General features: G+C 72.7%; 12 protein-coding genes and 1 pseudogene. 2 read left to right on the top strand and 11 right to left on the bottom strand.

What is annotated here, in order from left to right; all coding sequences use genetic code 11:
• Window positions 1-160: 160 nt before the first annotated feature.
• The 5 genes from ACIP9H_RS32915 to ACIP9H_RS32895 all read right to left on the bottom strand — a co-directional run bounded on the left by ACIP9H_RS32915 (window position 161) and on the right by ACIP9H_RS32895 (window position 5,489).
• Window positions 161-3,115 carry a M14 family zinc carboxypeptidase gene (locus ACIP9H_RS32915; RefSeq protein WP_401583527.1) on the bottom strand — a complete coding sequence of 985 codons (2,955 nt, stop codon included), beginning with the start codon at window positions 3,113-3,115 and terminating at the stop codon, window positions 161-163.
• Between the two features lie 203 nt (window positions 3,116-3,318).
• Window positions 3,319-3,519 carry a cold shock domain-containing protein gene (locus tag ACIP9H_RS32910; RefSeq protein WP_360905365.1) on the bottom strand — a complete coding sequence of 67 codons (201 nt, stop codon included), beginning with the start codon at window positions 3,517-3,519 and terminating at the stop codon, window positions 3,319-3,321.
• Window positions 3,520-3,676: 157 nt separating this feature from the next.
• A complete protein-coding gene (locus ACIP9H_RS32905; RefSeq protein ID WP_401583529.1) occupies window positions 3,677-4,333 on the bottom strand; it encodes a response regulator in 657 nt (218 codons plus the stop codon).
• A 204-nt stretch (window positions 4,334-4,537) separates the two neighbouring features.
• A complete protein-coding gene (locus ACIP9H_RS32900) occupies window positions 4,538-4,969 on the bottom strand; it encodes a hypothetical protein (protein ID WP_401962469.1) in 432 nt (143 codons plus the stop codon).
• A 67-nt stretch (window positions 4,970-5,036) separates the two neighbouring features.
• A complete protein-coding gene (locus tag ACIP9H_RS32895; protein WP_401962467.1) occupies window positions 5,037-5,489 on the bottom strand; it encodes a hypothetical protein in 453 nt (150 codons plus the stop codon).
• 263 nt (window positions 5,490-5,752) lie between these two features.
• Here ACIP9H_RS32895 and ACIP9H_RS32890 point away from each other — a divergent pair.
• Window positions 5,753-6,889 (top strand): annotated as a pseudogene (locus ACIP9H_RS32890) (phosphodiester glycosidase family protein); the annotation flags it as partial.
• A 58-nt stretch (window positions 6,890-6,947) separates the two neighbouring features.
• Entirely contained in the window at window positions 6,948-9,293 is a 2,346-nt protein-coding gene (locus ACIP9H_RS32885) for a phosphodiester glycosidase family protein (protein WP_401962464.1), read from the top strand.
• A gap of 40 nt (window positions 9,294-9,333) precedes the next feature.
• Here ACIP9H_RS32885 and ACIP9H_RS32880 read toward each other — a convergent pair whose 3' ends face one another.
• The 6 genes from ACIP9H_RS32880 to ACIP9H_RS32855 form a co-directional block, all read right to left on the bottom strand.
• Entirely contained in the window at window positions 9,334-9,909 is a 576-nt protein-coding gene (locus ACIP9H_RS32880) for a hypothetical protein (protein WP_401962463.1), read from the bottom strand.
• Complete coding sequence (locus ACIP9H_RS32875; protein WP_401583535.1) at window positions 9,906-10,607, bottom strand: VOC family protein; 702 nt, start codon at window positions 10,605-10,607, stop codon at window positions 9,906-9,908. The genes ACIP9H_RS32880 and ACIP9H_RS32875 overlap by 4 nt, the downstream gene beginning before the upstream one ends.
• Window positions 10,608-10,906: 299 nt before the next feature.
• On the bottom strand, window positions 10,907-13,090 hold the full coding sequence (locus ACIP9H_RS32870) for an alpha-galactosidase (protein WP_401962460.1): 2,184 nt from the start codon (window positions 13,088-13,090) through the stop codon (window positions 10,907-10,909).
• Window positions 13,091-13,184: 94 nt separating this feature from the next.
• Window positions 13,185-14,534, bottom strand: coding sequence for an ABC transporter substrate-binding protein (locus tag ACIP9H_RS32865; protein WP_401583539.1), 1,350 nt, complete (start codon window positions 14,532-14,534; stop codon window positions 13,185-13,187).
• Window positions 14,531-15,541 carry an acetylxylan esterase gene (locus ACIP9H_RS32860; protein WP_401962457.1) on the bottom strand — a complete coding sequence of 337 codons (1,011 nt, stop codon included), beginning with the start codon at window positions 15,539-15,541 and terminating at the stop codon, window positions 14,531-14,533. Before ACIP9H_RS32860 ends, ACIP9H_RS32865 begins: the two co-directional genes overlap by 4 nt.
• The gene (locus tag ACIP9H_RS32855; RefSeq protein ID WP_401962454.1) at window positions 15,535-17,958 is read right to left on the bottom strand and encodes a glycosyl hydrolase family 95 catalytic domain-containing protein; all 2,424 of its coding nucleotides are present in this window, start codon (window positions 17,956-17,958) and stop codon (window positions 15,535-15,537) included. Before ACIP9H_RS32855 ends, ACIP9H_RS32860 begins: the two co-directional genes overlap by 7 nt.
• Window positions 17,959-17,971: the final 13 nt, after the last annotated feature.

Genomic DNA, 17,971 nt, shown 5'->3' with positions numbered 1-17,971 from the left:
GCGATACGCGCTGGATTGAGTTGAATGTCCTAAATATTCCCCCGGTCGCGAGCGGCGGGGAAAAGGAACGGGCGGCCCGCTCCGCCGAAAAGGGAGCGGGCCGCCCGCCGGTCGATCCGTGCGCGCCCTCCGCGGTCGTCCGCGGAGGGCGCGCCGAGGGTCACCGGCCCAGGGAGTCCAGTGCCTTGCCGAGCAGATCGGCGCGGTCGCCCGCGGAGCCGAGGTGCTCCAGGCCGAAGCCCAGCAGGACCGTGTCCTCCGTGGTGACCGCGCCGTACGTCTGGAACAGCGCCCCGGTACGGCGCCAGTCACGGACGACGGCCGGGCTGCCCGGGGGCGGCCCGGCGACGGTCCACGGGCCGAAGGAGCTCTCGAAGCCCTCCGTCTCGGTGGCCGCACCGCGGATGACGACCGAGGCCTCGTCCGCCTGGAGTCCCTGGCCGCCGGAGCCCGGGTCGCTGACGTAGCTGAGCGAGACCTCGACCTTCTTGCCCGCGAAGGGGCTCAGGTCGAAGTTCACCTGCTGCCAGCCCTGGGAGGCGCCGGTGAAGCTGTTCCACGTGCCCGTGGTACCGCTCGCGGAGCAGCCGTCGGCCCCCGGGGTCAGGTAGTGCTTCAGCCACGGGTGCTCGGCGATGTAGAACCCGGCCTCGCACTCCGCCGGCACGTCGGTACGGGTACCGCCGTTGGTGTCGGGGAGCGTGGTCCAGTCGTCCGCGCCGACGGTGTGGATCTCCAGGAGCGCGTTGTCGTATCCCGGCTCGGTGTCCCAGAGCAGACGGGTGCGGAGCGCGGGCGCGTCGGCCGCGGTCACCCCCGTCAGGTCGATGGTGCGGGTCAGCCGGTCGTACGAGTCGTCCGCGTGGACGGCCGCCGCCATGAAGGCGCCGGCGTACGGTGCGTTCGGCGGCGCGGTCCCGTCGAACCTGCCCGCGCCCGCGCTCGCGAACTGCGGGTAGTCCGCGACCGACAGGTTGTCGGACGTGACGCGGTACGTGCCCGCCCGGTCCAGCGGGTTGCCGGGCGCGGCCCCGAGCGGACCGGCGAAGCCGCCCAGGACGCCGGAGCCGGTGAAGGCGGTGGCGCCGGGGGTCGAGGTGCGCGAGTAGGCACCCAGGTAGTACTGGCTGAAGTCGTCCGAGGGGTTGCCGCCGCCGAGGTCGACGGTGCCGCCGGCCCGCTCGCCCGCCTCGATCAGCTTGCCGCGCTCGTTGAGGTACGCGCGCAGCTGCAGCTGGGTGGCGTTGCCGGGGATGGCGCCGCCGGTGTAGTGCACGACCGTGCGGAAGTGCCCGAGGACACCGAGCGCGTCCGGCGCGCCCTGCGTGGCCACGTCCCAGACCGCCGCCTTGTGGCCGTTGGCCTTCAGCGCGTCGACGTAGGCCTGCGCCTGCGTCGCCGGGGCGCCCTCCTCGGCGACGACGAGGGTGTCCGCCTTGGGCCGGTCGGCCACGGTGTAGGTGAACGGCGTGCTGGAGACCCGCTGGCCGCTCTTGGTCTCGGCGGTGTACCACACCTCGACCTTGTCGCCCGGCTCGCCGTCCCTGACCTTCGCGCGGTACTCGTCGAAGTAGAGGTTGTCCTCGCCGCCGTAGGTCTCGCCGCCGTTCCAGGAGTGCAGCGCCTCGCCCTGCGTACGGCCGCCGTTGACACGGTAGTTGAGCGTCTTGTCACGCAGCGACTGGCGGATGACGACCGAGACTTCCTGGTCGGAGCCGCGGGAGTACGAGGTGCCGAAGGTCGCCGGGGTGAAGTCCGCCGCATCCAGGCCCACCGAGGAGGACGGGGTGTCGGGGTGGGCGGCGGTCTCCGCGACCGAGAGCGCGAAGGGGATGTTCTTCTCGAACTCGCCCTGGATCAGCCCCTCGTCGTCCGGGAAGTTGAAGACGGACTGGCAGTCGGCCGCCTTCCACTGGTCGTCCGGAACGCTGTTGGAAGCGGTCTGGCAGGTCGACATCTCGGGCGTGAACATCGCCATGCCGTTGACGTTGGCCGCGTGGCCGTCGGCCTCGCCGTTGGTCGTGTACAGCTCCGAGGAGACCTGCGGGTGGTAGCCCGGGATCGCGGAGTTGGCCGGGGTGCCGGCCAGCGACTTGTACAGGACGTCGTCGGGGGTGTCCGTCGCCACCTGCCAGCCGACGCCGTACAGCAGCAGTTCGGCGGCGGAGTGGTAGTTGATGCCGTAGGTGAAGTCGATGTGCTTCTCGAAGGAGTCCAGCGCCTTCGTCTCCGGCTCGGAGCCGGGGCTCGCGCCGCGGTAGGTCTCGCTGGCGGGGCTGGGGGACGAACCCTCGTCGTCGTAGCCCCACTTGTAGCCGAAGTTGCGGTTGAGGTCGACGCCGTCGCCGGCGGATATGACGCCGTCGCCGTTCACGTCCCGCAGGTTCTTGCGCCACAGGCGGTTGCCCGGGTCCTGGAACGTGTAGTCGTAGCCGTCCGGGTTGGCCGAGATGACGAACCACAGCTCGGTGGTGTCGACGATCTTCTTGATGCGCGGGTCGGTGGCGTAGTTGTCCAGGTAGTAGTGCATCAGCCGGCGGGTCATCTCCGGCGTGATCCACTCCCGCGCGTGCTGGTTGGACATGTACAGCACGGAAGGCTTGGAGCCGTCCTTGGACTTCTTCGCGTCCTTGGTGAGCCGCAGCGCGAGGATGTCCTGACCGTTCACCGTCTTGCCGATGGAGACGACCTTGGTCAGGTTCGGGTTCGCCTGGCCCGCGGCAAGGATCTCCTCCTTGATGCCGCCCGGGCCGCTGTACGGCCGGAAGACGCCCTCGGCGGCGCTCTGGAGGCGCGCCTCGGACTTGGCGGCGATGGTGTGCTCCGTGAGCCGCACGCCCTTGCGCTCCAGCTGCCCGGCCTGCTTGTCGGTGAGGTAGACCTCGACCGAGGCGGTGCCGTTGACGGGCGCCTGCTCGCTCAGTTCGTGACCGTCCTGCCCTGCTTCCAGCAGCAACGGGATCTGGCTCTTGGTGACTTCCGCACGGAACACCTTGACCTCGTCCGCGTCACCCCTGGCCGGGATCGTGCTCCGGGCCTGGGCGACGGGCGCGATGGCCGCACTGCAGAGGATGAGAGCGCCGGCAACGACGGTCGTTAAGACTCTGGGTCTCACGACTCTCCTTCACATGGTCTGCGACAAGGACGCCCATACCATAAGAAGTTCACGCCACCGTCAAGGGTGTCTCAAGGCCTACTTAGGTCACGGGCACCTCGTGGGCCCCGGCGGCGGTGCCGGCCGAAGGCACGACGAGCGGGGCCGCCCCCCTGGGGAGCGGCCCCGCTCGTACGGGACACGGGCTGCGGGCGGCAGGCGGGTCAGCCGCGGACGATGTTCTCCGCCTGCGGGCCCTTCTGGCCCTGCGTCACCTCGAAAGTGACCGCCTCGCCTTCCTGGAGCTCGCGGTAGCCGTTACCGACGATGTTGGAGTAGTGGGCGAACACGTCCGGCCCCCCGTCCTGTGCGATGAAGCCGAAGCCCTTTTCGGCGTTGAACCACTTCACGACTCCAGATGCCACCGTGTCCATCCCTCATGTGCCGATGTGGCGGCGCACCAGGTGCGCCGGCGGGCCCCCGCGGCTGCGGGCCCCGGAGCCTGCCTACCCGATGGCGGGGACGTCTATCCCCCGGGACGGCGGCGGGATGGGGCGGGCCGCGTCCGCGGGCCCTCCGCGGTCAGTGCCCGGGGCGCAGCAGGCCCGACTCGTAGGCGAGAACCACCAGTTGGGCCCGGTCCCGCAGTCCCCGCTTGCCGAGCAGATTGCCCACGTGGGTCTTGATGGTGCTCTCGGCGAGGCAGAGCACCGTCCCGATCTCGGTGTTGGACATGCCCCGGCCCACCAGGCGCAGCACGTCCAGCTCGCGCTGCGTCAGGTCGTCGAGGACGGGCTGGGCCGCCGCGCCCGGCGGTGGCCCGCTGAGGAACTCCTCCAGCAGCCGCCGGGTGAGGATCGGGGCCAGCAGCGCGTCGCCCGCCGCCACCGTGCGCACCCCGGCCGTGAGTTGGTGCCGCGGCGCGCTCTTGAGCAGGAAGCCCGAGGCCCCGGCCCGCATCGCGTGGTACACGTACTGGTCGAGATCGAAGGTGGTGAGCACCAGGACCCAGCTGCGCGGTGCGGTCCGGGCGAGCCTGCGGGTGGCCTCGATCCCGTCCAGCAGGGGCATGCGGATGTCCATCAGCACGACATCGGGATCCGTGCGCCGCACCTCGCCGAGCGCCTCCACCCCGTCCGCGGCCTCCGCGACCACCTCGATGTCCGGTTCGCCGGAGAGGATGGCCGCGAGCCCGTGCCGGATCAGCATCTCGTCGTCGGCGACGACCACGCGGATCACGCCGGGACCCCCACCGCGAGCGGCAGCCGCACCCGTACGGTGAAACCGGCGGACACGTCGAGCGTCAGGCTGCCGCCGCAGACCACGACACGCTCCCGACCGCCGGCACGGTCTGACGGCGTCCGGCCGCGGCGTTCGCCCCGCCGGGGGAGGCGAACGCCGCGCCCGGCGTTCCCGACGGGGCCGCCCGGGGCGGCCCAGACGTCAGTCCGCGGGTCGACGGGCCATGTGCCGCTCACAGATCGCCCGGTGCTCCGGGAAGGCCCGGGCGATCTCCGTGAGCTTCGTGACCATCTCCGCATGCGTGGGCAGGGGGTAGCGCTCATGGTGCAGCGCGATGCCCAAGCGAAGACTGTCGTCCGCCCGGCGAACCCACTCGTCCAGTGTGTGCCCCATCGACGCGCCGTTGTCCGTCCCCGACCACGCCGCCACGTTCAGGAAAACGATCGCCTGCTCCGCTGTCGCCCGTTCGGCCACCACAGCCTCGGCGACGATCCCGGCGATGTCGTCGGCACCGTAGGCATCGATCAGATCGTCCACACGGTCGTAGAGGTCATCAGGGAACTCGGCGTCCCGCCGCGACACCCGCACGGCACACAACCGGTCGAGCGCCTCGTGCCACGCCGGCACCGTCATCGAGCCCCTCCTGCGAAGCGCGCGAACGGACAACAGCGCGGGCCGGCCCGAGAGCGCCCCGGAGGCATCACCTGCCGGCACGCCACCGGAACCAGTAATCCGGGCCCTCCACCCGGTAGCGCGCCCCGGGCCCGAAGCGCACCTCGCCCACAAGTCGCCTGGCGTCGTCGGGGGCCTGCCGGTACTGCGCCAGCAGCAGGTTGAGTTCGTCGTAGCGGGCGTCGATCCCGCCCTCACCCGGATGGGTCTCCGGCCCCGCTGTCCCTGCCTCATAGCGCTCGTTCCACCTCGCGAAGATCGCCCACTGCTCGCGCTCCCACTCCACTGCCGCGTCGCTCGCGGGCCAAACGCTGTACTCGTCGGCGAGGTCGGCGTGGCTGTAATCCTCACTCAGGAAGTAGTGCGGCCTGCCGTCGACGTCGGCAAGCCCGGCGCGCGGCCCGTCGTACCACTCCGACTCGGCGTACACGCGCTCGAAGCCATCGGCGATCAGTTGCGCTTCGTCCCAGGTCTCAGCCACACGGGCAGGCTACCGAAGGGCGAACCCGCGCGGCGCGTCGCGTTTTGACGCCTTCGTTGCCGACCGCGTCCGGACGCATCCGGGACGCAGGCCGGCGCGGCGACACCACGGGCGGCATTGTGCAAGCCTCCGCCTTCGGGCAGGCCGTACACGCAGCCGGTGCCCGGCGTACGGCCGCGCGAGCGCGGCCCAGTCGGGGCCGTACACCACTTACCGCGTCCAAAGCAGGACGCGTCACAGGATGTTCACAGCGAACATCCCCGATGATCACCCACCGCGGGGTGCTTCGACACCGGCGGCACATCGACTGGGCGATGACCCCCGGCCATTCCACGGAAAGAAGTCAGCCAGTGCCCCTTCCCTTTGACTCCGTCGTCCCGCGGCCGCGTGCCGCGGCCCGGCGCGGTGCCGTCGTCCTGGCCCTGGCCACGGCGCTCAGCATCGGTGCCGGCATGATGACGACCGCCCAGGCGCTCACGCCCGAGCACCTGATGTCGGCCACCGCCGACGCGCCGAAGCCCGCCGGTTCCGTCCAGGGCCTCATCCCGAGCACCCCGGGCCAGTCCATCGTCACGCGCGAGGACCGCACGCCCATCGCGCCCGGGCTGAACCTCACGCGCTTCGACCGCTTCGAGGCGGACGGCTGGGTGCGCGGGCAGGTGCTCGTCGCGGATCTGGCGGACGACCGGGTCAAGGTGGACTACATCTCCTCCGGCACGGTCACCGGGAAGTCCCGGGTCACCGAGCAGGCCAAGCGCACCGGGGCGGTCGCCGCGATCAACGGCGACTACTTCGACATGAACGACACCGAGGCCCCGGTCGGCGGCGCCGTGTCGCGCGACGGCGGGCTCATCAACTCCCCCACCGAGGGCCGCAGCCAGACCGTCGCGATCGGCGCGGACGGCCTCGGCCGGCTCGCCCAGGTGTTCCTGGAGGGCGAGGTCACGGTCGGCGGTACGCAGCACCTGAAGCTGTCCAGCGTCAACTCCCCGGTCCTGGCGGCTGGCGGCATCGGCCTGTTCACCGACCAGTGGGGCCCGTCCCCGCGCACCAAGCCCGTGAGCGGCGCGAGCCGTGTCGCCGAGGTGTGGCTGCGCGACGGCAAGGTCACCGAGGTGCACACCTCCGTCAGCAGCGGCCCGGTCCCGGCCGGCACCAGCGTGCTGCTCGGCCGTGAGGCGGGCGCCGACGCGCTGTCCGGCCTCGTGCCCGGGGACTCCGTGAACGTCGCCTACCGCCCGCGCGCCGACTTCGGCGACGTGGCGGTCGCCGTCGGCGGCGGCCAGGTCCTGGTCGCGGACGGCGTGGTGAAGCACTACACCGACGGCGACACCGTCACCGCCACCTCCCGCACCAGCGTGGGCTTCTCCGCCGACGGCCGCACCATGTACCTGGTCGCGATCGACGGCAAGCAGACCAACAGCCGCGGCATGGACCTCAACGAGCTCGGGCGCCTTCATGAAGGGCCTCGGCGCCGTCAACGCCCTCAACATGGACGGCGGCGGCTCGACCACCATGGCCGCCCGCCTGCCCGGCGAGAGCGTGACGGGTCTGGTCAACAGCCCCTCGGACGGCTCGGAGCGCCAGGTCGCCAACGGCCTCGGCCTGTTCGCCGCCCCCGGTTCCGGCGAGGCCCGCGGCTTCCGCGTCCTCCCGGCCCTGACGGCCGACGGTTCCGACAAGGTCTTCCCCGACCTGCACCGCACCGTCAAGGCCCTGGCGCACGACGAGACGTACACGCCCGCGCCCACCCCCCGCGTGCACTGGCGGGACGACTCCCTGGCCGCGGTCAAGGGCGGCGACGGCAGCACCGCCGTGGTCACCGGCAAGCACTCCGGCACCAGCGAGGTCGAGGCGAGTGCCAGCCACGGCGTGAGCGGCACGATGAAGCTGACCGTCCTCGCTCCGGCCGTGCGCATCACCCCCAGCAGCAGCCTGGTGGCGCTCGACAGCCTGGACGACTCGGCGCGCCTGACGGTCACCGGCTACGACGCCCTCGGCGACTCCGCCCCGATCGAGGCCTCCGACATCAAGGTCACCGGCGGCGACGGCGTCGTCTCGCTGACCCCCGCGGACGACGCGACGTTCACCGTACGCGGCCTCGCCGACGGCGCCTCCGCCACCCTGCACCTGACGGTCGGCACGATGACCACCGACGTGGCCGTCACCGTCGGCCTGGCCGAGAAGTCCTTCGCGGACCTGTCGGACGCGGCCGCCTGGACCTCGGCGAACGACCGCGCGCCCGGCGGCTCGGTCACCCCGGCCGCCGGCCACGACGGCGCGCCCGGCCTGGCCCTCACGTACGACTTCACCAAGTCCACCGCCACGCGCGGCCAGTACGCCGTGCCGCCGCAGCAGATCCAGCTGCCCGGCCAGCCGCAGGCCGTCACCATGTGGATCAACGGCGACGGCAACGGCGAGTGGCCGCGGCTCCAGTACCGCACGGGCGCGGGCGTGACCGCCAACCTCGACGGCCCCCTGATCACCTGGACCGGCTGGCGCAAGGTCGAGTTCCCGGTGCCCGTCGGCACGCCGTACCCGCTCACCTTCCAGCGGGTCCGGCTGCTGGAGACCAGCGCCGCCCGCTCGTACACCGGCAAGGTGACCGTCAGCGACCTGCGCGTCAAGGTCGCCCCGGACGTGGAGCTGCCCGTGCAGCCGAAGGTCGCCGACCCCGTGGTGGTGACCAACGGCACCGTCGACGGGCGTCCGCTGCGCGTCGCCGTCATGTCCGACGCCCAGTTCGTCGCCCGCGACCCCAACAGCCCGCTGGTGGAGGCGGCCCGCCGGACGCTGGCCGAGATCGCCGACGCCAAGCCGGACATGCTGGTCATCGACGGCGACTTCGTCGACGAGGGCTCGCCCGCCGACTTCAAGCTGGCCCGCACGCTCCTGGACGAGTTCGACGCCCGCACCGGCGGCACCATCCCGTGGCACTACGTGCCCGGCAACCACGAGGTGATGGGCCCCGGGACGCCCGTCAACTTCAAGGCGGAGTTCGGCGACACCACGTCGGTCTTCGACTCCGAGGGCACCCGCTTCATCACCCTGGACTCCTCCAGCGGCACCCTGCGCGGCGGCGGCTTCGCCCAGCTCCAGCTGCTGCACGACCAGCTCGCGGCCGCGGCAGCCGACAGCTCCGTCAGCGGCGTCGTGGTCTTCGAGCACCACCCCACCGAGGACCCGCTGCCGGACAAGGCCAGCCAGCTCGGCGACCGCAAGGAGGCCGCGCTCGTCGAGCAGTGGCTCGCCGACTTCCGGGCCCAGGGCCACAAGTCCGCCGCGTTCGTGGGCGGTCACGTCGGCGCGTTCTCGGCGTCCGAGATCGACGGCGTCTCCTACCTGGTCAACGGCAACTCCGGCAAGAACCCGGCCAGCACGCCCGACAACGGCGGCTTCACCGGCTGGACGATGCTGGGCATCGACCCGGCCAAGGGGCGGGTCACCGACACGTTCGCCGTCCCCACCCGTGACTCCGACGCCTGGCTCCGCGCGGAAGTGCACGTCCGCACCGACGCGGTGGACCTCAGCGCGCCGGACACGCTCACGGTCGGCGACCGGGCCAAGGCGTCCGCGACGGTCACGCAGGACGGCACACGTGCCGTCCCGGTGGCCTGGCCGGTCAGCGCCTCCTGGACCGGCTCGCGCGTCGAGATCGCCGGCCGCACCGAGGGCGGTTCCGCGGTCGTCTCCTACGACCCGGCCACCGGCGACCTGACCGCGCTCCGCGCCGGTACCGCGGTCCTCCGCGTCACCGTCAACGGGGTGACCACGCAGCACACCATCACGGTGGGCCGCCGCTGATCCCCCGGCCCGGCGACCGTGCCCCCGCACGGTCGCCGGGTCACGGCGCGGCAGTTGTGGCGGACGCCCCTTGTGCCCTGCGCCATTCCACTTCCCGGGCGGTCATCGGCACGTGGATCTTGTACACGTCACCGACCCGCAGACGGTCCGGCGTGCTGTACTCGCCGTGGGTACCGATGACGGAGACGCCCACCTGCACGCGGGGCTGCCAGTAGGTGCGGAAGTACGGGGCGTTCGCCGATATCTCGGGGACCTCCACCAAGGGCACGCCGCGCCTGTCCAGCAACCGTCGCAGCTTCTCGAAGCGCAGCCGTGGCGCGAAACGCCCGTACCGGGCGCGCAGCACCTCGTTCACGATGCCGCGATCCCGGTCCGCGAGCCGGTGCACCTGCAGGGTGACATGGTGCCCCTCCCACAGGTCACCGGTGGACGCGCGGTGCCAGTAGAACTCGGCGAGGCCGTAGTCACGGAACAGGCTGACGTCGTCGAAGCCGCCCTCGGCGAAGCGGGGTCCCAGCACCGCGGTGACGCGCTCGGGGGAATCCGCGGACCCCACGCCGAGCACCGTGCCCGTGGTGACGACGTCCACGTAGAACGCCAGGGAGTACGGGGTCACGAGCCCGCCCCGTCGCGGCCCTGCCAGGTCGTCACGCAGGCCTCATTGCCCTCCTTGTCGGCGAGCACCCAGAACGCGGGGGCACGGCTCGCGGACACGAGCCGGCCGCCGGCCGCAAGTGCCGCCTCGATCCGGCGGGGTGCCTCGTCGTGCGGGACGCTGATGTCGAGGTGGATGCGATTGCGCTGCGGGCGTGCCCGGTCCATCCGCTGGAACCAGACCGCCGGGCCCTGCCGTTCCGGGTCGACCAGCGGGTCCTCGGGTCCGTCGGCGCCCGCCTCGTCGGTCCAGCCCAGCACCGCATTCCAGAACGGCCGGACACCGGCGATGTCCAGTGCGTCGATCGCGATCTCCAGGAGCTGCACCGACCGGCCCTCGCCCGTGCCGGCTCCGGGGTCCGCCGGCGACCCGGCGGCGCGCATCGCGGCGGAGACGCGGCACGCGAGGTCGACGTCGAGCGACGTGACGGCCGCGTGCGCGAGCGACTGCAGGGTGAGCAGCACCCGCCCCGGGCGGACGTCGACCCAGAGGTGCCCGTCGGCGTCGTCGCCGCAGACCGCGACGGCCTCCGCCGCCAGCGCGGCCCCCTGCGCCATCGACCCGGCGGGGACCGATGTCTGCAACGCGCCCAGTATGTAGCGCCATCCGTGGCCGCCGACCGCGTCCGAGGCTTCCTGCCGGCTCAGTTTCCGCTCCATACGGGCATCCTCGCAGCCGGGCGCGACCCGGGTCGCCGGATCGCGCGCGACCGGCGTTCGGCCTCCGCGCCAGGCGCAGGCCGGCCTCCTTCTCCGGCGAGGCCACCGCTCCCTCCGGGTCGGCCCCTGCCACAACGGCCGCCGGTGACCTGCGCGCCGGCATCGGGCGCCCCCACCGGAGGGGACGCCTCGGCACGACAGGTCTCCACGTGCCTGAGAACGCGGTGCACTCCCACCCGGGCTGTGCGCCGCACGCTGTCGCGTCAGGTCGGGCGTGCGGCGCACAGGGGTCGCTCGGTTCAGGCGGTGCGCCGGACCTCGAGCAGGAGGGCCTGCTCCGGGTTGAGTTGGGGCATCGGGAGACCCGCGGAGGCGAGGACCGCGCCCGGGAGGGGGAGCCAGCCGTCGATGGCCGCCGTGAGCCATGCGGGGCCGCTGGTCTGGTGGAAGGAGGGCAGGCCGAGGTCGGTGCGGACCCGCACCTCGTAGCGGTGGGCGGGGTCGAGGCCGGGCAGCCGGACGCGGCCGGACTGGCCCTCGGGGGAGGTCGCGACGCGCGCCCAGCAGTAGAGGGCGGCGGTGCCGTCCTGGGCGACGACGCCGTGCAGGAGCGTCGCGTCGTCGGGGAGGTCGGCACGCACGGTGCGGCCGCTGTGGAGCAGGGGGCGCAGTTCGCGGTAGAGGGCCGTCCACGCGGTCAGCCGGGCGATCTCCTCCGGGGTGCAGCGGGTGATGTCCTGCTCGATGCCGGCGTGGCCGAACAGGGCGGTGGCCATCCGGAAGGCGTCGGAGGTGACGCGGGCGGTGGTGTGGCTCGGGTTGGCGCCCACATGGGCGCCGACGAGTTCGGGGGGCAGCAGCTGGCCCGTCCAGCGCTGGATGGACTGCCGCTCCACGGGGTCGTTGCAGTCGGAGGCCCACACCCGGTCGGTCCTGGCGAGGATACCCAGGTCGACGCGGCCGCCGCCGCTGGCGCAGCTCTCGATCTCCAGCGCGGGGTGGCGCTCCTTGAGCGCGTCCAGCAGCCGGTAGAGCGCCACGACCTGGGCGTGCGAGGCGGGCCGGTCCGCGGGGCCGTGGACGGCCTCGTACAGCTCCCGGTTGTGGTCCCACTTGAGGTAGTCGATGCCGTACGTGGTGATCAGGGTGTCCAGCGAGTCCAGCAGGTACGCGGCGAGGGCGGGCTGGGACAGGTCGAGGGCGTACTGGTGACGGGCCGTCGGGCCGAGGCCGGCGGCGGGGCCGAGGACCCACTCGGGGTGCTCGCGGGCCAGATCGGAGTCGAGGTTGACCATCTCCGGTTCGAACCAGAGGCCGAACTCCATGCCGTGGGAGCGCACGTGGTCGACGAGGGGGGCGAGTCCGCCGGGCCACACCTTCGGGTCGACCGTCCAGTCGCCGAGTCCCGCGTGGTCGGAGCGGCGGCCGCGGAACCAGCCGTCGTCCAGCACGAACCGCTCCACGCCGACCTCGGCGGCGCGGTCGACGAGGCGCAGCAGGTGGTCGAGGTCGTGGTCGAAGTACACGGCCTCCCAACTGTTGAGGATGACCGGGCGCGGGCGCCGGGGGTGGCTGGGGCGGGCCCGCAGCAGGGTGTGGAAGCGGTCGGCGAGGCCGTCGAGGCCGGAGCCGGACCAGGCGAAGTGGCACACGGGGGTGCGGTAGCTCTCGCCGGGGGCGAGCCGGATCTCGCCGGCGCGCAGGAGTTCGCCGCCGCCGAGGGCGGCGGCGTGGCTGCCGGCGCCCTCGGGCAGCCGCTCCACGAGGTAGCGCTGGTCGCCGCTCCAGGCGACGTGCAGGCCCCACACCTCGCCCTCGCGGAAGCCGAAGCCGGGCACGCCGACGGCGACGAGGTACGGGGAGTCGAGGCCGGGCTTGCCGCGCCGGACCTCGCGGGCGTGGGCGCCGAAGCCGAGCGGGCGCCGCTGCGGGGAGCGTTCGCGGCTCCACTTGCCGGTGAAGTCGAGGATCTCGCCGGCGCGCCGGGGCAGCGGAAGCAGCACGGTGGCCTGGGCGAGGTCGTAGGGTGCGGGGCCGGCGGTGCCGTGCCGGGTGATGTCGGCGTGGACGGCGAGCACTCCGGAGGCGTCCATCCGGTAGGTGACCGTGATGTCGAGCCCGGCGGCGGCGTCGGTGAGGGAGACCTCCAGTTCGCCGCCGCCCTCGGGGTCCTCGCGCAGGGCCGTGCCGGCGAGGGTAGGGCGCGGGGCCGCGGATCCGCCGTCGGCGTGCCCGTGGTGGGCGGGGGTGCCGGCCCATCCGTCGGCCTCGGTGGGCCAGACGGTGTAGCGGCGCGGGATGTCGACGGCGTTGTTGAGGACCGCGGGCTCGGCCGTCAGGGAGAGCGCGGCGAGGTCCGCCGCGGACAGGTCGCCGAGGTCCTCGCCCCAGTGCAGGACCCGGGGCACCGGCTCGGTGAGCTCCAGGACGAACGCGGTGCCGGCCGCGCGCAGGGCCGCGATCCGCGCGGTGGTGTCTGCCATGGGGGGTCCTTCCTTTCGATGTGCTCCGCCGCCCGGACGGGCCCCGGTGGGGGGCCGCGTCCGGGCGGCGGTTTCACGGGTCACTGCAAGTGGATCAGTTCTTCGCGAGCAGCGTCTTGCTCTGCTCCTGCATGCCGGTGAAGACGGAGTCGTCCTTCTGCCCGGCGAAGTACGCCTCGAAGAGCGGGTTCATCGCGTCCTGGACCGCGGCGCCGTTGCCGTAGACCGGCGAGGGGTAGAGCACCTTGTTCTTCAGCATGTCGGTGAAGACGGTCAGGTCGACGCCCTCGGCGGCCAGCGCCTTGGCGGAGGCGTCCATGGACGCCGGGATGGAGGGGAAGAACGTTCCGGTGAGCGAGGCCTTGCTCTGGCAGGCCTCGGAGCCCATGTAGGAGACCCACTTCCAGGCCAGGTCGGGGTTCTTGGTGCCGGCCCAGATGTTGTTGCCGTTGGAGTTGCTCATCACGGCGCGGGTCGTGCCGTCGGGGCCGTACGGGGGCGCCGCGATGCCCGCCTTGATGCCGGGGATCTTCGCGAAGGTGGAGGCCTCCCAGGAGCCGCCCATCTCCAGGGCGACCTTGTGGGAGGAGAGCAGGTCGACGTCGCTGACGCTGGAGGTGAACTCGCCGATCTTGGGCGCGTAGCCCTTGTCGGTGAGGGAGCGCACCCACTTCATCGTCTTGATGAAGCGCGGGTCGCCGTAGTTGAAGACGGTGGGCCAGCTCTGCTTGTCGCCCAGGCGCCAGCCGGTGCTGGAGACGAAAGGGCTCCAGGTGGTCTGGCCGATGAAGTCCTTGGCGGCGACCTGGCCGAAGCCGAACGTCTTGACGTGGGCCTTGTCGAAGCCCTTCTCGTCGCCGCGGTGGCCCTTCTCGTCGATGGTGAGGTGGGCGATCAGCTTGCCGAAGTCGCCGCCGTCGTCGGGGTTCCACTTCAGGGAGGCGAGCTTGTCCGCGGAGTAGCCGGCCTTGGTCAGGGCGTCCTGGTCGTAGTAGAGGGCGGCCGCGGCCCAGTCGAGCGGCAGGGCGTACTGCTTGCCGTCGGTGAACTTCCACGCGTCCACGCCCACGGAGAACCGGGACATGTCGAACTTGTCCTTGGCGATGAAGTCGTCCATCGCCAGCAGCTGGTGCTGCGAGGCGTAGGCCTGGAAGAACTGCACGCTGTTCTGGAAGGCGTCGGGGGCGTTGCCGGCGACGAAGCCGGCGGTCAGCTTGGTGAAGTAGTCGTCGACGGCGTACTGCGAGATCTTGACGGTCGTCCCGGGGTTGGCCTTCTCGAAGTCCGTGGCGCAGACCTTGTACGCGGCGGCCTGCTTGTCGTCCCAGGTCCACCAGTTGACGGTCTTCGAGCCGCCCGCGGAGGAGGAGCCGGACGAGCAGGCGGAGAGCACCGCCGCGAGGCTCAGCGTGGCGCCCAGCGCGACGACCTTGCGTATTCTCATGATTCCTTCTTTCGGGATGGTTCCTGGTGGGCGTGGGACGACGTCTTGAGGAGCGCGCGGAAGGCGCTCAGGGTGATGGCCAGGTCCTCGGAGCCGCCGGCGTCGTGGCCGTTGAACTCCCACAGCCGCATCTGCTTGGGGCCGCCGTAGGCGTGGTAGGCGGCGACGGCGGTGGCCGGCGGGCAGACCTGGTCGCGCAGCCCGGCGGAGAACCAGGCGGGGGCGGTCGCGCGGCGGGCGAAGGCGAGCCCGTCGAAGTAGCCGAGGGTCCGGAAGGTCTGCTCGACCCGGTCGCGGCGGGCGGCGAGGTAGCCGATGAGCTCCGCGTAGGGCTGCTCGCCGGTGAGCCGGGTGGCCTGCCTGATGTCGCAGAGGAACGGTGACTGGAACTGGGCGGCCGTCAGGTCCGGCACGAGGCCGGCGACGGCGAGCGCGATGCCGCCGCCCTGGCTGGGACCGGTGACGGCGACACGGCCCGGGTCCGCGTACGGCGAGCCGCGCAGGGCTTCGACGGCGCGCACGGCGTCGGTGAACACCCGGCGGTAGACGTAGGTGTCCTTGTCCTCGATGCCGCGGGTGAGGAAGCCGGGGTGGGAGGGGCCGCTGCCGACCGGGTCGGCGGTTCCGCCGCCGCCCGCCCAGGCGCCGCCCTGGCCGCGGGCGTCCACCAGCAGGTGGGCGTAGCCGGCGCAGGCCCACATCAGGTCGTCGACGGGGGCGCCGCGCCCGCTGCCGTAGCCGTGGAACTGCACGACCGCCGGCAGGGGGCCGCCGCGGTGGCGGGGCATCCGCAGCCAGCCGCGGACGGGGTGGCCGTCGAAGCCGGGGAAGACGGCGTCGAAGACGTCCACGGCCTCCAGGCCGGTGTCGACCGGGGTCAGTTCGAGCCGGGCGTCGTGGCGCCGGGCGCTGTCGAGGGTGTCCTTCCAGAAGGCGTCGAAGTCGGCGGGCTCCTGGTAGGTGCTGCGGTACGACCACAGCTCGGGGACGTCCTGTTCGGTCAGCACGGCCGCGCCTCCCCCTGCGGCCGCAGGTCGGCGCCGAGGGTGACGGCGGCCCCGGTCGGGACGCGGAGTTCGGCGGTGCGGTCGCGGTGGCGGATCCGTACCGGCACGGTGTCGTCCCCGGCGTGCCGGCGGAGCGTCACGGCGGTCAGCTCGCCGTCGCGCCAGCTGAAGTCGGCGCCGAGGCCGCCGCGGCAGCGCAGGTCCGTCGCCTGCCCGTCGGCCCATCCGGCGGGGAGGGCGGGCAGCAGGTGGACCGTGCCGGTGTGGCTCTGCAGCACCATCTCGGTGAGCGCGGCGGTGAAGCCGTAGTTGCCGTCGATCTGGAACGGCGGGTGGGTGGAGAAGAGGTTGGGCAGCAGGCCGCCCCACTGCGAGCCGTCGACGGGTGCGTCGGTGCCCGGGTCGCCGGCGAGCGGCCGGGTCGCCTCGTCGAAGAGGGAGCGGGCCGTGGCCGCGTCGTGCAGCCGGGCGCGCAGCGCCATCTTCCACGCCCAGGACCAGCCCATGGCACCGGGTCCGCGCCGGTCGAGCAGGGCGGTGGCGGCCGCGGCGAGTTCGGGGTTGGCGTCGGGGGTGATCTGACCGAGCGGGTGGACGGTGACCATCTGCGACAGGTGGCGGTGGTGCGGGTCCTGCTCGGGCAGGTCCTCGGCCCACTCCTGGAGCCAGCCGCCGGCGGCGATCCGCGGCGGGTGCAGCTTGGGCAGCGTCTCGGCGATGCGGCCGGTCAGCGGGGTGTCGAGGCCGAGCAGTCCGGCGGCGCTCAGGGTGCGTTCGAGCACGGCCCGGGTCAGGGCCATGTCCATCGCGGTGGAGCGGGTGACGGAGGCCGGGGAGCCGTCGGGGGTGAGGAAGTGGTTCTCAGGCGACGTGGAGGGGAGGGTGTCGAGGCCGCCGGCGCCGTCGTCGACCAGCCAGTCGAGCAGGAACTCCGCGCAGCCGCTGAGCAGGGGCCAGGCCCGCTCGCGGAGGAAGGCGGCGTCGTGGGTGAACTCGTAGTGGTCCCAGACGTGCTGCACCAGCCAGGCGCCGCCCATCTGCCAGATCGCCCAGGACGCGGCCCCGTGGCCCATGCCGACGGGCAGGGCCCAGCCCCACATGTCGGTGTTGTGGTGGGCGACCCAGCCGCGGGCGCCGTAGAGCCGCGTGGCCACGTCCGTGCCGTTGGCCGCTACGCGGTCCAGCAGGTCGAAGAGCGGTTCGTGGCAGCTGCTGAGCCCCGCGGCCTCGGCGCCCCAGTAGTTCATCTGGGTGTTGATGTTGACGGTGTAGTTCGAGGACCAGGCCGGGCGCAGGTCGGCGTTCCAGATGCCCTGGAGGTTGGCGGGCGGCCCGGCGTGCGGGCGGGAGGCGGAGGCGAGCAGATAGCGGCCGAGCTGGAAGAGCACGGTGGCGGTGAGGAGTTCGTCGCCTCCGCCGAGGATGTCGCGGGCCACGTCGTAGGTGCCGGAGCGGCGCGGGCCGATGCGCAGCGACGTGCCGCCGAGGAGTCCGCGGAGGTCGGCCTCGTGGGTCTTGAGCAGTTCCGCGGTGCCGCGTTCTGCGGCCCGCGCGGCGCTGCCCGCGGCGGTGTCGAGATGGCCGGCGCGGTCTTCGGCTGCCGGCAGGCCCCGCCAGTGCCGCAGGGCGGCGGTGGAGCTCGCCACGACCGCCAGCAGCCGGGTCGCGCCGGTCACCCGCAGGGCGCCCGCGTCCGCGATGACCTCGCCGTCGGTCTCCACCCGCAGGGCGACCGCCCCGAAGGGGTCGTAGCCGTCGACGGGACCCCCGCTGTAGCGCAGGGGCTCCTCGACGCCGGGTTCGTGCGCGGGCGCGCCGTCGACGGGGATCTCCACGCCGAGGACGACACCGCTTCCGTCCGCGGTGCGGTGCGTCTCCTTGAGCGGGCTGGTCAGTTCGAGCCGCAGGTCCAGGCTCCCGCCGTGCACGACGAGGTCGGTGCACAGGGTCCCGGTGCCGGCGTCGGCCCAGGTCCGGCGGTCGACGACGGTGCCGTCGGGGAGCTCGAAGGCGTCTTCGGCGAGCCCGTTGTCGAGGTTGAGGGTCCGCCCCCGGTACGTGGCCCGCTCTCCCCCGGACACGGTCAGCCACAGGTCGGCCCAGGGCAGGTACTCCTGGCTGTACGGCCCCTCGAAGGCCATCAGCAGTTCCTCGGCGCGGTGCGGGTCCCCGGCGCGCAGGGCGGCGCGGACCTCGGCCAGCCGCTCCGGGCCGGCACCGGCCGCGACCACGTCGGCCAGGGCCTTCGCCGGTCCCGCGGGGGTGCCGGACCACACGGTGGAGTCGTTGATCTGGATGCGGGAGCGGTGGGCGCCGCCGAAGACCATCGCGCCGAGCCGGCCGTTGCCGACCGGGGCGGCCTCGTTCCAGGTACTCGCGGGCGCGGGCCAGCGGAGCAGGAGATCAGAGGTGTTCATGAGGGTGCCGTCC

The organism is Streptomyces sp. NPDC088732 (genome assembly GCF_044751205.1).
GTDB lineage: Bacteria > Actinomycetota > Actinomycetes > Streptomycetales > Streptomycetaceae > Actinacidiphila.
The sequence above is the reverse complement of the archived record's forward strand: the minus strand, read 5'-3'. Positions and strand labels throughout refer to the sequence as shown.

What these genes read in the sequence shown, in the direction of transcription:
- ACIP9H_RS32885 (WP_401962464.1), top strand. Translation starts at nt 6,948, where the DNA reads ATGAAGGGCCTCGGCGCCGTCAACGCCCTCAACATGGACGGCGGCGGC.
- ACIP9H_RS32855 (WP_401962454.1), bottom strand. Translation starts at nt 17,958, where the DNA reads ATGAACACCTCTGATCTCCTGCTCCGCTGGCCCGCGCCCGCGAGTACC.
- ACIP9H_RS32865 (WP_401583539.1), bottom strand. Translation starts at nt 14,534, where the DNA reads ATGAGAATACGCAAGGTCGTCGCGCTGGGCGCCACGCTGAGCCTCGCG.
- ACIP9H_RS32875 (WP_401583535.1), bottom strand. Translation starts at nt 10,607, where the DNA reads ATGGAGCGGAAACTGAGCCGGCAGGAAGCCTCGGACGCGGTCGGCGGC.
- ACIP9H_RS32870 (WP_401962460.1), bottom strand. Translation starts at nt 13,090, where the DNA reads ATGGCAGACACCACCGCGCGGATCGCGGCCCTGCGCGCGGCCGGCACC.
- ACIP9H_RS32900 (WP_401962469.1), bottom strand. Translation starts at nt 4,969, where the DNA reads ATGACGGTGCCGGCGTGGCACGAGGCGCTCGACCGGTTGTGTGCCGTG.